Annotated in this window: 14 protein-coding genes and 1 tRNA gene; 7 read left to right on the plus strand and 8 right to left on the minus strand. The window is 62.2% G+C overall.

What is annotated here, in order from left to right; translation table 11 throughout:
• Positions 1-115: 115 nt before the first annotated feature.
• Together VXL81_RS04320 and VXL81_RS04325 are read right to left on the minus strand one after the other, a co-directional pair.
• Positions 116-191: transfer RNA gene (locus VXL81_RS04320), tRNA-Ile, on the minus strand.
• 34 nt (positions 192-225) lie between these two features.
• On the minus strand, positions 226-1,161 hold the full coding sequence (locus VXL81_RS04325) for a LysR family transcriptional regulator (RefSeq protein WP_416544268.1): 936 nt from the start codon (positions 1,159-1,161) through the stop codon (positions 226-228).
• Positions 1,162-1,279: 118 nt separating this feature from the next.
• On the opposite strand from VXL81_RS04325, the gene VXL81_RS04330 reads away from it, so the two are divergent.
• From VXL81_RS04330 to purN, 3 genes are all read left to right on the plus strand, one after another.
• On the plus strand, positions 1,280-2,257 hold the full coding sequence (locus tag VXL81_RS04330) for an MBL fold metallo-hydrolase (protein ID WP_416544269.1): 978 nt from the start codon (positions 1,280-1,282) through the stop codon (positions 2,255-2,257).
• Between the two features lie 123 nt (positions 2,258-2,380).
• The gene (gene purM / locus VXL81_RS04335) at positions 2,381-3,427 is read left to right on the plus strand and encodes a phosphoribosylformylglycinamidine cyclo-ligase (RefSeq protein ID WP_416540276.1); all 1,047 of its coding nucleotides are present in this window, start codon (positions 2,381-2,383) and stop codon (positions 3,425-3,427) included.
• Positions 3,424-4,020, plus strand: coding sequence for a phosphoribosylglycinamide formyltransferase (gene purN, locus VXL81_RS04340; RefSeq protein WP_416553081.1), 597 nt, complete (start codon positions 3,424-3,426; stop codon positions 4,018-4,020). Before purM ends, purN begins: the two co-directional genes overlap by 4 nt.
• Positions 4,021-4,049: 29 nt before the next feature.
• On the opposite strand, the gene VXL81_RS04345 is transcribed toward purN, so the two are convergent.
• Positions 4,050-4,244 carry a hypothetical protein gene (locus VXL81_RS04345; RefSeq protein ID WP_416553083.1) on the minus strand — a complete coding sequence of 65 codons (195 nt, stop codon included), beginning with the start codon at positions 4,242-4,244 and terminating at the stop codon, positions 4,050-4,052.
• Positions 4,245-4,473: 229 nt separating this feature from the next.
• Here VXL81_RS04345 and rnd point away from each other — a divergent pair, with 229 nt between their 5' ends.
• The gene (rnd, locus tag VXL81_RS04350; RefSeq protein WP_416553085.1) at positions 4,474-5,631 is read left to right on the plus strand and encodes a ribonuclease D; all 1,158 of its coding nucleotides are present in this window, start codon (positions 4,474-4,476) and stop codon (positions 5,629-5,631) included.
• Between the two features lie 99 nt (positions 5,632-5,730).
• On the opposite strand, the gene VXL81_RS04355 is transcribed toward rnd, so the two are convergent.
• The gene (locus VXL81_RS04355; protein ID WP_340545381.1) at positions 5,731-6,255 is read right to left on the minus strand and encodes a hypothetical protein; all 525 of its coding nucleotides are present in this window, start codon (positions 6,253-6,255) and stop codon (positions 5,731-5,733) included.
• A 163-nt stretch (positions 6,256-6,418) separates the two neighbouring features.
• On the opposite strand from VXL81_RS04355, the gene VXL81_RS04360 reads away from it, so the two are divergent.
• Positions 6,419-6,829 carry a SufE family protein gene (locus tag VXL81_RS04360; protein ID WP_340545382.1) on the plus strand — a complete coding sequence of 137 codons (411 nt, stop codon included), beginning with the start codon at positions 6,419-6,421 and terminating at the stop codon, positions 6,827-6,829.
• A 33-nt stretch (positions 6,830-6,862) separates the two neighbouring features.
• Here VXL81_RS04360 and VXL81_RS04365 read toward each other — a convergent pair whose 3' ends face one another.
• Entirely contained in the window at positions 6,863-7,573 is a 711-nt protein-coding gene (locus VXL81_RS04365; RefSeq protein WP_416536944.1) for a helix-turn-helix transcriptional regulator, read from the minus strand.
• 95 nt (positions 7,574-7,668) lie between these two features.
• Here VXL81_RS04365 and VXL81_RS04370 point away from each other — a divergent pair, with 95 nt between their 5' ends.
• The gene (locus VXL81_RS04370) at positions 7,669-8,298 is read left to right on the plus strand and encodes a glutathione S-transferase family protein (RefSeq protein WP_416536106.1); all 630 of its coding nucleotides are present in this window, start codon (positions 7,669-7,671) and stop codon (positions 8,296-8,298) included.
• A 46-nt stretch (positions 8,299-8,344) separates the two neighbouring features.
• Here VXL81_RS04370 and VXL81_RS04375 read toward each other — a convergent pair whose 3' ends face one another.
• On the minus strand, positions 8,345-9,070 hold the full coding sequence (locus VXL81_RS04375) for a DUF1638 domain-containing protein (RefSeq protein WP_416553087.1): 726 nt from the start codon (positions 9,068-9,070) through the stop codon (positions 8,345-8,347).
• Between the two features lies 1 nt (position 9,071).
• Complete coding sequence (locus tag VXL81_RS04380) at positions 9,072-9,773, minus strand: corrinoid protein (protein WP_340545386.1); 702 nt, start codon at positions 9,771-9,773, stop codon at positions 9,072-9,074.
• Between the two features lie 222 nt (positions 9,774-9,995).
• On the opposite strand from VXL81_RS04380, the gene VXL81_RS04385 reads away from it, so the two are divergent.
• Positions 9,996-11,102, plus strand: coding sequence for a PA0069 family radical SAM protein (locus VXL81_RS04385; protein WP_416553089.1), 1,107 nt, complete (start codon positions 9,996-9,998; stop codon positions 11,100-11,102).
• Between the two features lie 86 nt (positions 11,103-11,188).
• On the opposite strand, the gene bmt is transcribed toward VXL81_RS04385, so the two are convergent.
• On the minus strand, positions 11,189-12,205 hold the full coding sequence (bmt, locus tag VXL81_RS04390) for a betaine--homocysteine S-methyltransferase (protein WP_416536100.1): 1,017 nt from the start codon (positions 12,203-12,205) through the stop codon (positions 11,189-11,191).
• Positions 12,206-12,266: the final 61 nt, after the last annotated feature.

Genomic DNA, 12,266 nt, shown 5'->3' on the forward strand with positions numbered 1-12,266 from the left:
CGCCCGTCGCCGCGGTGCGCCGCGCAGGATGTGGACTGTGTCACGCAAGTTGACGCGCGTCAAATTCCTTGCGGGTGCTCCGGTAGTGGTATCACCCTGGTCTGTAGCGGAGGAATGGTAGGCCCGGCAGGATTCGAACCTGCAACCAAAGCGTTATGAGCGCTCTGCTCTAACCGTTGAGCTACAGGCCCGCCACAGGTTGGTTAGGAAATGGGGCAGCCAAGGTCAAGCGGTGATTGCAGAGGGCGCCGGTGTTTCCGCAGCTTGGGGCCGCAGCAAGGCGTCCAGCCGTGCCACGGTGTGTTCGATGGTCAGGTCCCGGCGGCGGTCTGGCGTGCGGCGCGACGGGTAGACGGCAAACACGTCCTTCAAAGGGGCTTCAAAGCCGGGAAGAACCTGTTCGTATTCCCCGCTGGCCAGTTGATCCTCCACCATGAAACGGGGTGCGCGGGTATAGCCGGAGCCGCTGCTGACGGCGCGCATGATCAGGTCCGGGTCGTCGGCGGTGAAACCAACCTGCACCGGTGCCGGGTATTCCTGCCCGCCGCGGCGCAGCGGAAAGAAGCCGCGGGTCTGATCCTCGTGGTGCTGAATGAACTTGAGCCGTTTCAGCTCCTCCGGCGTTTGCGGGCGACCTTCGCGGTCCAGATAGTCCGGGGTGGCAAACAGCACTGTTTCCAGAGTGGAGATCTTGCGTCCAAAACCGTCTGTGTCGCCCAGCCTCCCGGTGCGGATCGCAAGGTCGTAGCCTTCACGCACCACATGGACCAGCCGGTCCTCCAGCCGCATCACGATATTCAGGTCCGGGTGTTCGCGGTTCAGATCCAAAAGCATCGGCCCGATCACACTGCGCCCCAGAAAGGAGTTCACGCTGATGCGGAAGGTGCCGGAGACGCTGCCTTCCAGGGCGTCCACTTCGGCTGTCATGCGGTTGTAGCCGGACAGCAGGGCCTGCGCATGGCTGAACACCAGATCGCCTGCGCGGGTGGCGTGAATGCCCTTGGCGGTGCGGTGCAGCAATTGCTGGCCCATCAGCGCCTCTAGTTGCTTGATCTGCTGACTAACTGCAGACTGGGTAATGCCGCGGCGCTGGGCAGTGCGGTTCAGGCTGCCTTCGTCCAGGGCGATGGTGAAGGTTTCCAGCAGGGTCAGTTTGTCCATGGGGGCCTATAAGAGTTGCTAATAACAGTTATCGGTGCTGCCGGGCTGCAAGCCGTGAAATTACCGCCTTAAGTCCGGTGCACGGGAATATTTCCTGAAACAGATATTGGAGTTTCTTATGACAATCAATCGTAGGGCATTTCTGGGCGGGCTGGTAGCGGCCCCCGCGGCAGTGGCAACCGGGTTCGCGGGCGGCAGCTGGGCTTGGGCGGCAGAAGGGGCTGTAACGGCGAGCCCGGTTATCCACGCATTCACACTTGGGGATGCCAGAATCACGGTATTGCTGGATGGCCACTTGCCGCTGGGGACGCAGCTCTTCAACGACTACGATGCCGCCAAGGCCGAAACCGTCCTGGCACAGGGGCTGCACCGGCTTCAGAACGATGCGTTGCAGATCCCTGTCAACGGCTACCTGGTGGAGCGGGGCGGGAAGAAGCTGTTGATCGACACCGGGACCGCGCAGCTGATGGGGCCGGGGCTGGGGGCGCTGGGTGCCGGACTGGCCGCAGCGGGCGTCGCGCCGGAGAGTATTGATACTGTACTCTTGACCCATATCCACCCGGATCATTCCGGCGGGCTGATCACGCCCGACGGTGATGCGGCCTTTGCCAGTGCTGAGCTGGTCGTGGCGCAGCGGGAATGGGATTTCTGGCATGACGATGCCATCATGGCGGGCGTACCGCAAAGCAACCGCGGTTTCTTTGAAATGGCGCGCCGCACGGTTGCCCCCTATGCGGACCGCCTGCGCCTCCTACAGGGCGAGGGCGAGGCCGCGCCTGGCTTCACCGCGCTGGAACTGCCGGGCCATACGCCGGGCCACACCGGCTTCATGCTGGATGCGGGCGGCGAGGGGTTGCTGTTCTGGGGTGACCTGATCCACAGCGCCGCGCTGCAGTTCGCGCTGCCGGAGTGGACCATCGCCTTTGACACCGATCCGGCCCAGACCGCTCAGACACGGCGGCGGATGATGGACCGGGCGGCGGCGGACAACCTGCTGGTCACTGGCGCGCATCTCGACTTCCCGGCGCTGGGCCGGGTGCTGCGGCAGGGGGACGCCTTTGCCTATCAGGCAGCGCCTTGGCAGTTCGGCATCTGAGACAGCTCTCCCGTCTTGAACAACAGCCCGCTGCGCCGTCCGGGATGGCGCAGCGGATTCCCTAGTTCCCTTCTGATGCGCCTTGCGCTAAAGGCTGCCCAACGTCTTTGAAGGAGCACTGAGATGACCAGCGGCAAGAACGGTTTGACCTACGCGGACGCGGGGGTGGATATTGATGCAGGCAACGCTTTGGTGGACCGCATCAAGCCCGCCGCGAAACGGACCAACCGTTCTGGCGTGATGAGCGGCCTTGGCGGCTTTGGCGCGCTGTTCGATCTGAAGGACGCAGGCTATAGCGACCCCATTCTGGTTGGCGCCACCGATGGTGTCGGCACCAAACTGCGGATTGCCATCGACACCGGTGTGGTGGATGGCGTTGGCATCGACCTGGTGGCGATGTGCGTCAACGATCTGGTCTGCCAGGGTGCTGAGCCGCTGTTCTTCCTCGACTATTTCGCAACCGGCAAGCTGGAAACCGACGTGGCGGCCCGCATCATCGAAGGTATCGCCGAGGGCTGCGTGCGCTCTGGCTGTGCGCTGATCGGCGGTGAGACGGCCGAAATGCCAGGCATGTACCCCGCAGGGGATTTCGACCTGGCCGGCTTTGCGGTGGGCGCAATGGAACGCGGCAGCGCGCTGCCTGCCGACGTGCAAGAAGGCGACGTGCTTCTGGGGTTGGCCTCTGACGGCGTGCACTCCAACGGTTACTCGCTGGTGCGCAAGCTGGTTGACGTCTCCGGCCTCGGCTGGGACGCGGACTGCCCCTTCGGCGAGGGCACGCTGGGTGCGGCGCTGCTGACGCCGACCCGTCTTTATGTAAAACAATGCCTGGCTGCGGTGCGGGCGGGCGGCGTTCATGCGCTGGCTCATATCACCGGCGGTGGTCTGACCGAAAACCTGCCGCGTGTCCTGCCCGAGGATCTGGGCGCTGACATCGACCTGAATGCCTGGGACTTGCCGCCCGTTTTCAAATGGATGGCCGAGACTGGCGGTATTGCCGAGGCAGAGATGCTGAAGACCTTCAACTGCGGCATTGGCATGATCCTGTCTGTCTCTGCCGACCGCGCGGATGAACTGGTGAAGGTGCTGGAAACCGAGGGCGAGACCGTCTCGCGTCTGGGCACCGTCACAGCAGGCGCCGGTATGCGCTATTCGGGCAAGCTGCTGTGAGCCACAAGAAGGTCGCGATCCTGATTTCGGGCGGCGGCTCCAACATGGTGTCGCTGGTCGAAAGCATGACCGGCGATCATCCGGCGCGGCCCTGTCTGGTCTTGTCCAACATCGCCAGCGCCGGTGGCCTGACTAAGGCTGCCGCCGCAGGCATTCCAACTGCGGTGGTGGACCACAAACCCTATGGCAAGGATCGCGCCGCATTTGAGGCGGAACTCGTCAAGCCGATCCTTGCCTCCGGCGCGGATATCGTCTGTCTGGCGGGGTTCATGCGCGTTCTGACTGATGGTTTTGTATCGCAGTTTCAGGGGCGGATGCTGAATATTCACCCCTCGCTGCTGCCGAAATACACCGGTCTCAACACCCATGCACGGGCGCTCGCTGCGGGCGACTGCCAGCATGGCTGCACCGTACATGAGGTGACGGCCGTGCTCGACGACGGACCGATTCTGGGGCAGGCGCGGGTCGATGTCGCTGCTGACGACACGCCGGAGAGCCTGGCCGCAAAAGTTCTGGTGCAGGAGCATCAGCTCTATCCGGCCGTGTTGCATCGCTATGCCGCCGGAGATCGCACGCCAGTCTATCTGCCCTGACGATCTGCCCAGACGACTATCTTCCCGGTCTAATTGCTCGGTCCTGGCATAGGCAGTGTCGCGCTGTTGCCATGCCAGTCCGGCGTCGCCCCCTGTGGTGACGGGGCCATCAGGGCGGGCAGGCCAAGCACCAGGACAAGCGCCACTGCTGCCAGGCTGGCGGCGGACGACCCGGGGCAGGCGAGGGCAAGGGGGCTGGTTTCACAGGGGGTCAGGGCGGTCATCGGTCATGCTCCTTTTTGGCTATATGACCAACCTAGCCATCCGTTAGGTATTCCGAAAATGAATGTTTGATTGCTTTATAATCACGTATATTGAACATTTTCAGCGACTGTGCGCCTGCTACATCACGGCGGGGCTGAAATCCTCTGGCCCCCTCTGCACATGTTTGCATTGACCGGGACAAGCGCGTATCACGGCCCAATAATTCAGATAAAGAAAAAGCCGTAATTGATGAAAACTCTGACCTCTACCGAAGAACTGCAGGCCTTCTGCGAAGCTGCAGCGCAGCACGCCTATGTCACGGTGGATACCGAGTTTCTGCGTGAACGGACATATTATTCCAAGCTCTGCCTGATTCAACTGGCCTTCTCCGGTGACGGAGAGACTGACGCCGTTCTGGTTGATCCGCTGGCTGACGGGATTTCTCTGGAACCGCTCTATGCGTTGTTTCGCAACGAGAATGTGGTCAAGGTGTTCCATGCCGCGCGGCAGGATCTGGAAATCTTCTGGGTTGACGCGCAGGTCTTTCCCAAGCCGCTGTTTGACACGCAGGTCGCGGCGATGGTCTGCGGCTTTGGCGAACAGGTGGGCTATGAGACACTGGTGCGCAAGATCGCCAAACAGGGGGTCGACAAGACTTCGCGGTTTACCGACTGGTCGCGCCGCCCGCTGAGCGAGGCGCAGAAAACCTATGCGCTGGCGGATGTGACTCATCTGCGTCAGATCTACGAACATCTCGCGGCCGAGCTGCGGCGCACCGAACGCGCCCATTGGGTGGCTGAAGAGCTGCAGGTGCTCACCGATCCGGCGACCTATGATGTTGACCCGCAAGAGGCGTGGCGGCGCGTGAAAACCCGCACCAACTCCGGCAAATTCCTTGCAATCGTGCGCGAGCTGGCGGCTTTTCGCGAGAGCTACGCCAAGACCAACAATGTCCCGCGCAACCGTGTGTTCAAGGATGACGCCTTGGTGGAGCTGGCCTCGACCAAGCCGAAGAACAGCTCAGACCTCGGCAATTCGCGGTTGCTGCTGCGCGAGGCCCGCAAGGGCGCAATCGCCGAAGGCATCCTTCAGGCGGTTGCCAAGGGTGTGAACTGCCCGGCGGGATCACAGCCGCAACCGGATCGCAGCCGTGAGAAAATGCAGGTGAATCCGGCGCTCGCCGATCTGCTGCGGGTGCTCCTGAAGGCCAAGACCGAGGCCTCCGGTGTTGCGGCCAAGTTGATTGCCCCCAGCTCCGATCTGGACGCCATCGCGGCCGGTCAGCGCGATGTTCCCGCGCTTAATGGCTGGCGTCACGAGGTGTTTGGCGCCGATGCGCTGCGTCTCTGCAACGGCGAGATCGCGCTGGCTGCAAAGGGGCAATACGTGAAGGTTGTAACCCTCTGATCGCTGCCCGATCACGTCGCCGGGGCACCGGGACATAAAACAATAAAGGCGCCCGTTGCAGGCGCCTTTTGCATATTCAGCCTATGTTGGGCGTGAACCTCAGCGGCGGCTTTCGCGTGCGTTCTGTGCGGCGACAACCCGGATGCTGCGTACGCTGGCAAGCTCCTGCTTGCTGAGGCTGAAAGCAGCGCGCAAGGTCCGGGTGCGGTCGCTGCCGACAGCCGTCCGATACTCGGGGTAGGTGGCGCGGAATGTGAAATCCAGCGTGTCGTCACGGGTGCGCACGTCGCGATCGGCCTCGTCCAGGCGCAGCTCGACCCCATAGGCGCCCTGCCGCGCGGCAATGCCGGTAGCATAGACGATTGCGCCGGTTGGCGTGCGTTCCACCCGCATCTCGCTGACGCTTTGCACCAGCACGCTGTTGTCCACCGCATCGGGGCGGGCAAAGACGCTGACGCGGGTCTTCACCGGGATCAGCGGATTGACCGGCTCACCGCTGGTCTCCTGCACCTCGACCTCATCGGAGCCGCCAAACCAGTTCAACGGGTTCACCCGCGAATCGCGAAACCCACAGCCAGATAGCGCCACGGCTCCAATCAGGAGGAGTGCGAGAGATCGTTGCATGATGGTTCACCCGTTCGATATGTCCTCGCATGTGGTTACCCGATTGCAAGCCACTTGAAAAGCAGTTGAAAAGCCATTGTTTGCGCCTTAGGTCCAGCGGTGCCGGTGGTTGCGTGGATCAGCGCAGGACACCGGGCCGCAAAACCAGACGAGGAACACCCCCATGGCCAGTGCCGCCTTTGAAGAGATTGTCGAAGATTTCGAGTTTCTCGACGATTGGGAAGATCGCTACCGCCATGTCATCGAACAGGGCAAGGCGATGGATCCGCTGGAAGACGCGCTGAAGGTGCCCGCAACCAAGGTTGACGGCTGCGCCAGTCAGGTCTGGCTGCATCCCACCATCGAAAACGGTGTGTTCCACTTCGACGGTGAAAGCGACGCGATGATCGTGCGCGGGCTGATCGCGGTGTTGCGTGCGCTGTATAACGGCCTCTCCCTTGAGGAGGTGCTGGCGGTCGACGCGCGGGCCGAACTGGCGCGGCTGGGTCTCAATGATCATCTGTCGGCGCAGCGTTCAAATGGGCTGACTGCCATGGTCCAGCGCATTCGCGAAACGGCAGCGGCGGCCGTCTGATCCAGCGGGCCGGTCCCGGGTGATTATCGCCCGTCATCGGGCCGCGCCTTCGCCACCGCGATCCCGCGAATGAAGGTGGTCAATGAACGCACGCAGCAGGGTGACACGCCGGGGGCGAAAGCTTTCTCCGGTCTTGCTGTAGCCATCAATCCGGGTCACATGGAAACTGCGGAAGTCCTCGCGTTTGCAGCACCAGGCCAGCAGCATCACGCTGCGGTCGTGATAGGATAGCGCCAGCGGATAGATCCGCCGCGTGGTCCGGGCGTCTTTCAGGTCGCGATAACCTATATCCAGCGCCTCCTCCGCCCACATCGCTTCGCGCAGGAGGGTCATGTCAATGGTGGGTTTGGCCGGTGCATAATAGCGATGGACCAGATTTACCGCATGCATGGCCTGCCGCTGCTGGCGTTCGGGCAATGTTGCGAGGATCTTGACCAGCGCATCTGTCGCTGCCTTCGCCAGATCGGGGTCGCCGCGCTGATTCACATCCGACAGCCCAAGGGTCAGCGCTTCCAGCTCGATCTGGGAAAAGGTCTGCGGCGGCAGCGCCGGATCTTCGGTCATCGTATAACCCAGCCCCGCCTCTCCCTCGATCCGCGCCCCTGCCGCGCGCAGGCTGTCGATGTCACGGTAGATCGTACGCTCCGACACCTCCATCGCGGCGGCAAGCCGGGCCGCCGTGACCGGCGGGCGCAACCCCCGGATCAGATGCAGCAGACGAAAAAGGCGATCTGTTTTAGGCATGGGTCCATCTATCCGCAAGCATCCTGACAGAATTTGGCAGGAGGGTAGTCGCATATCACTACCATCAGCAACATAACAAATGGAAAGTCATTGAAATGCCGACGCTTTATCATTGCCCCAACAGCCGCTCCTCTCGTGTCATTGCGCAGCTTATGCTCATCGGCAAACTGGATGCGGTCGAGGTCGTTCCCGTCAGCGTAGAGCGCTTTGATGGCACCGGTCGCCGTGATCCACGCAATCCTCATCCCGAGGGGAAAGTCCCCTATCTGGTCACCGATGAGGGGCAGGGTGTTCGTGAGAGCGCTGCCATCATGATGTATCTGGATGAGCTGTACGGTCAGCCGCTCAGCCCCAAGATCGGCGCGCCGGATCGTGGCCGCTATCTCAGCTGGATGACCTACGCCGGCGGCGTGCTGGATCCGGTTCTGGTGGCGGCCTTCTCAGGCTTGGATCATCCGGCCATCAACGGGGCATATCGCGGTTTGGCTGAAGTCTGCACCGCGCTGGAAACAGCGCTGGCCGAAGGTGACTTCCTGCTGGGCGATACGCTCTGCCTCGCGGATATCCTGTTGGCGTCGCCATTTCAGTGGGCGCCGCATCTGATGCCCGACAGCGCCGTGATCAAGGCCTGGGTGGAGCGGGTCAGCGCCGCGCAGGACGGTCAGGCCATCGCGGCCTACGAGGCCGAAACAACCGCGCAGTTGAGCGCGCTGGAAGACGCCTGAGCGGGTCAGGGCAGCCACCCATTCCGATAAATCTGCGGCGCGCGGTCTAATCGCGCGCCGTCATATCGCTCCAGGCCAGCACCGCGGTTTTCAGATCCCCATACCCGGTGTGGCGATGTTCAAACGCCAGCCCCATGCGCTTGGCGCAAAGTTCAGCTTTCTCAAGCAGTGCCGGATCATCGATCTGCGACTGGTAAACCAGCTTGGTGTAGTTGCCGAACACCATGTCCCGCAGTTCCGGGTGCTTATCCAATCCCATCGGCCGCCAGACAAAGGCGTCGAATTGCTTCACCAGAAAATCCGTCAGGTAAAAGGCGGTGATCTCTCCGGCCTCGCCATGGGCGGCAAATTGGTCGTTGCCTTCGAAGAACGAATAGCAATGCGGGCCGGCAATCATCTCGACACCCAGCTCGGCGCATTTGCGCTCCAGCGCGCCCCCCGTACCGCAATCGGCATAGACGACATAGATGCTGTCATAGACGCGGGAATGTTTGGCGACGGCCCCTTCCACCGCATCAACAATCTGTTCAGGGTAAAGGTGCAGCTTGGCCGGCAGGCAGGTGAGATCAATGTGATCAAGCCCGTTGGCATCTTTTATAGCCAGAATTTCCCGGGCCAGCGCACCGCAGGCAATCAACAGGATACGGCCCGTTTTTCTCGAAGGTGCGGCCAGGCCCCGCTCGGTGAGGGAGGTTTCCTCAAGCGACCGCCCGGTGGGCGGTTGGAACGCCGCCCGCTCAGTCAGGCGGGCGGCGCGTCCTTTGCGTGACAAATCAGGCGCTCATCTGGTTGTGCTTGCGCGCAACGAAGTCCTTCGCCATTTCCACGGCCACAGCCGCGTCACGGCAATAGCCATCTGCGCCAATTGCCTTGCCGAATTCTTCGTTCAGCGGCGCGCCGCCAACCAGAACGATGTAATCGTCGCGTTTGCCCTGTTCGATCATCGTGTCGATCACGACCTTCATATAGGGCATCGTGGTGGTCAGCAGGGCCGACATGCCGAGGATGTCCGGCTTGTGCTCTTCCAGAGCTTCCAGATAGTTCTCGACCGGGTTGTTGATGCCGATGTCCACCACCTCGAAACCGGCACCTTCCATCATCATGGAGACGAGGTTCTTGCCGATGTCGTGAATGTCGCCCTTCACGGTGCCGATCACCATGGAGCCCATGCGCGGCGCGCCGGTTTCCGCCAGCAGCGGCTTCAGGATGGCCATGCCGCCCTTCATCGCGTTGGCCGCCAGCAGCACCTCGGGCACAAACAGGATGCCGTCGCGGAAGTCGGCGCCCACGATGGTCATGCCACCTACCAGCGCCTCAGTCAGGATCCGGTAGGGTGCCCAACCGCGCTCGAGCAGAATGTTGACACTCTCTTCGATCTCTTCCTTGAGGCCGTCATAGAGGTCATCGAACATCTGCTGGACGAGTTCCTCGTCATTGAGATCTGCCAGGATGATGTCATCTGCGTCTTCCGACATGGGTGTATTCCTTGACTGGGCGGGGTGACCCCGGTTTGGCCTCGTTTAACTCGTATTGGTCCAGATTGACCCCAAGAGACTGCATTGTTTGCGACGTTGCCTTGGTCCGAACCGACGTATAGGCGCAAAAATGGCGGAATAATAATGAAGATTTCGCATGGAAATCTTCGGTTTCTTGCGTTTGTTCTTTATTTGTTCTCGACTTTGCGGCAAGATGCCCCGATGACCGAGATCTTACCACCACCTCCACAACGTCGCAAAGCCCGCGCCAGCCTCAGCAATGCGGCAGGGCGGTTTGATTTGGCGCGAGATGCCATTGATGACGGTTGGGGAGGGCTGCAGGATTCGCGTGATGACGGCGATGATGGCGGCGCGCCGAGGATCGAAACCGATATCCGGCATGAGGTGGCGCGCTCGTTGATTTCCTATAATAAATCGCCCGATCTGCCATTTGATCGCTCTATCAACACCTACCGCGGCTGTGAACATGGCTGCATCTATTGCTTTGCCCGTCCCAGCCATGCCTATCTGGGGCTGTCGCCGGGATTGGATTTCGAAACCCGGCTGATCGCGCGCCCCAATGCCGCCGAGGTGTTGCGCCGCGAACTGTCGCAGCCGCGCTACAAGGTGGCGCCGATTGCCATCGGGACCAATACCGACCCCTACCAGCCGTGTGAGCGTGATCTCGGGCTGACCCGCGCCTGTCTGGAGGTGCTGGATCAGTTCTCCCATCCGGTCGCCATCGTCACCAAGGGGACCCTGATTGAGCGGGATCTTGATATTCTGTCGGCCATGGCCGGGCGTGGCCTTGTGCGGGTTGGCATCTCCGTCACCACCTTGGATGCGGAGCTGTCGCGCCGCATGGAGCCGCGCGCGCCGACGCCTGCCCGTCGCCTCGCGACCATCCGGCGCCTGTCTGAGGCGGGTGTCCCGGTGCGTATCATGACCTCGCCCGTCGTGCCGGGGCTGACCGACCATGAGCTGGAGGCGCTGCTGGCCGCCGGGGCCGATGCCGGCGCCGATGCGGCAAGCTGGATCATGCTGCGGCTGCCGCGTGACGTGTCGGAGCTCTGGCAGGAATGGCTGGCGGAGCATGTGCCGCTGCGCGCCGAAAAAGTCATGGCACGGCTGCGCGAAATGCACGGAGGGCGCGACTATGACCCGCGCTGGGGGCATCGTATGCGTGGCGAGGGGCCTTATGCGACGGTGATCGCCAACCGGTTCAATGCCGCGTGCAAACGGCTGGGCCTTGCGCAGCGCGCGCCTCAGCTGCGCTGTGATCTCTTTGCAAAACCGGCACAGGCCGGGGATCAGCTGGCGCTGTTCTAAAAGTCGTCGCAGGGCCGCGAAGGTGATCGCCCGAAGCCATCCTGAGACCGCTTCGGGCTGAAAACGCAATGCCGTTCGGGCGGGTGTTACCCGCGCCGACGGCCGCGACGGCTGCGCCGTTCGGGCGCGTTATCCTCGCCGGTGCCATCGCTGTCTGAGCTGAACGGCCCGAGGATCTGGACAATCTGCTCCAGCGTCGGCTGCTCGCCGCGAGGGCGGGTATCCAGCGCCTCGCGCATGGCGCGCAGATGATCGGGCATGGTGCCACAGCAGCCGCCAATGATCTTGGCGCCGCAATCGCGCGCCATGGCGGCATATTCGCCCATCAGGGCTGGCGTGCCGTCATAATGGATGTGACCATCGACATATTTGGGAATGCCCGCGTTGCCCTTGGAAATGATCGGGCGGCTGGTGCCCTGCGCAGCAAAGCCAAGCACGGTGCGCAGAATATCCGAGGCACCGGTGCCGCAGTTGGCGCCAAACGCCAGCGGTGCCGGATCAAACTCCTCGACCAGCTCCGCCATGTCGGATGAGGTCACGCCCATCATGGTGCGCCCTGCGGTGTCAAAGCTCATGGTGCCGCACCAGGGCATATCGGCGAGTTTGAACGCCTCCGCCGCGGCGCGAAATTCCTCGGGCGCGGAGATCGTCTCCAGCCACAGAACATCAACGCCGCCTTCCTTCAGGGCCTCGGCCTGTTCATGGAACATCTCGACGGCCAGCGCATGGCTCAATTCGCCCACCGGCTGCATGATTTCGCCGGTCGGGCCAACGGATCCGGCCACCGCGATCTTGCGCTCGGAGCGATCGGCGACATTGCGACCCAGCTCTGCGCCGGCAATGTTCAGCTCCCGCACACGGCGCTGCGCGTCGTGCAGCTTCAGCCGGGCTGCGGTGCCGCCAAAGGTGTTGGTCAGAAACAGGTCGCTGCCTGCATCGACCGATCCCTGATAAAGCGCGGTGATCTTCTTGGGTTCGTCCACATTCCACAGTTCAGGCGCGTCACCGGATTGCAGTCCCATATTGAACAGATTGGTACCAGTGGCCCCATCGGCAAGCAGGGCGTCCTTGGTTTCCAGCAGGGTTGTGAAAGTATTTGTCATGGGATGTTCCTGTGGGGTGATGTCGGTTGTTGGGCCGCGGCTCGCCGCTATCGGCACCTGG

Origin of the sequence: Phaeobacter sp. JH204B, from assembly GCF_048055755.1 — a bacterium.
GTDB lineage: Bacteria > Pseudomonadota > Alphaproteobacteria > Rhodobacterales > Rhodobacteraceae > Phaeobacter > Phaeobacter bryozoorum.

Bases quoted from the DNA above. Each gene is read 5' to 3' on its own strand.
- VXL81_RS04325 (WP_416544268.1), bottom strand. From the start codon at position 1,161: ATGGACAAACTGACCCTGCTGGAAACCTTCACCATCGCCCTGGACGAA.
- VXL81_RS04330 (WP_416544269.1), top strand. From the start codon at position 1,280: ATGACAATCAATCGTAGGGCATTTCTGGGCGGGCTGGTAGCGGCCCCC.
- purM (WP_416540276.1), top strand. From the start codon at position 2,381: ATGACCAGCGGCAAGAACGGTTTGACCTACGCGGACGCGGGGGTGGAT.
- VXL81_RS04345 (WP_416553083.1), bottom strand. From the start codon at position 4,244: ATGACCGCCCTGACCCCCTGTGAAACCAGCCCCCTTGCCCTCGCCTGC.
- rnd (WP_416553085.1), top strand. From the start codon at position 4,474: ATGAAAACTCTGACCTCTACCGAAGAACTGCAGGCCTTCTGCGAAGCT.
- VXL81_RS04355 (WP_340545381.1), bottom strand. From the start codon at position 6,255: ATGCAACGATCTCTCGCACTCCTCCTGATTGGAGCCGTGGCGCTATCT.
- VXL81_RS04360 (WP_340545382.1), top strand. From the start codon at position 6,419: ATGGCCAGTGCCGCCTTTGAAGAGATTGTCGAAGATTTCGAGTTTCTC.
- VXL81_RS04365 (WP_416536944.1), bottom strand. From the start codon at position 7,573: ATGCCTAAAACAGATCGCCTTTTTCGTCTGCTGCATCTGATCCGGGGG.
- VXL81_RS04370 (WP_416536106.1), top strand. From the start codon at position 7,669: ATGCCGACGCTTTATCATTGCCCCAACAGCCGCTCCTCTCGTGTCATT.
- VXL81_RS04380 (WP_340545386.1), bottom strand. From the start codon at position 9,773: ATGTCGGAAGACGCAGATGACATCATCCTGGCAGATCTCAATGACGAG.
- VXL81_RS04385 (WP_416553089.1), top strand. From the start codon at position 9,996: ATGACCGAGATCTTACCACCACCTCCACAACGTCGCAAAGCCCGCGCC.
- bmt (WP_416536100.1), bottom strand. From the start codon at position 12,205: ATGACAAATACTTTCACAACCCTGCTGGAAACCAAGGACGCCCTGCTT.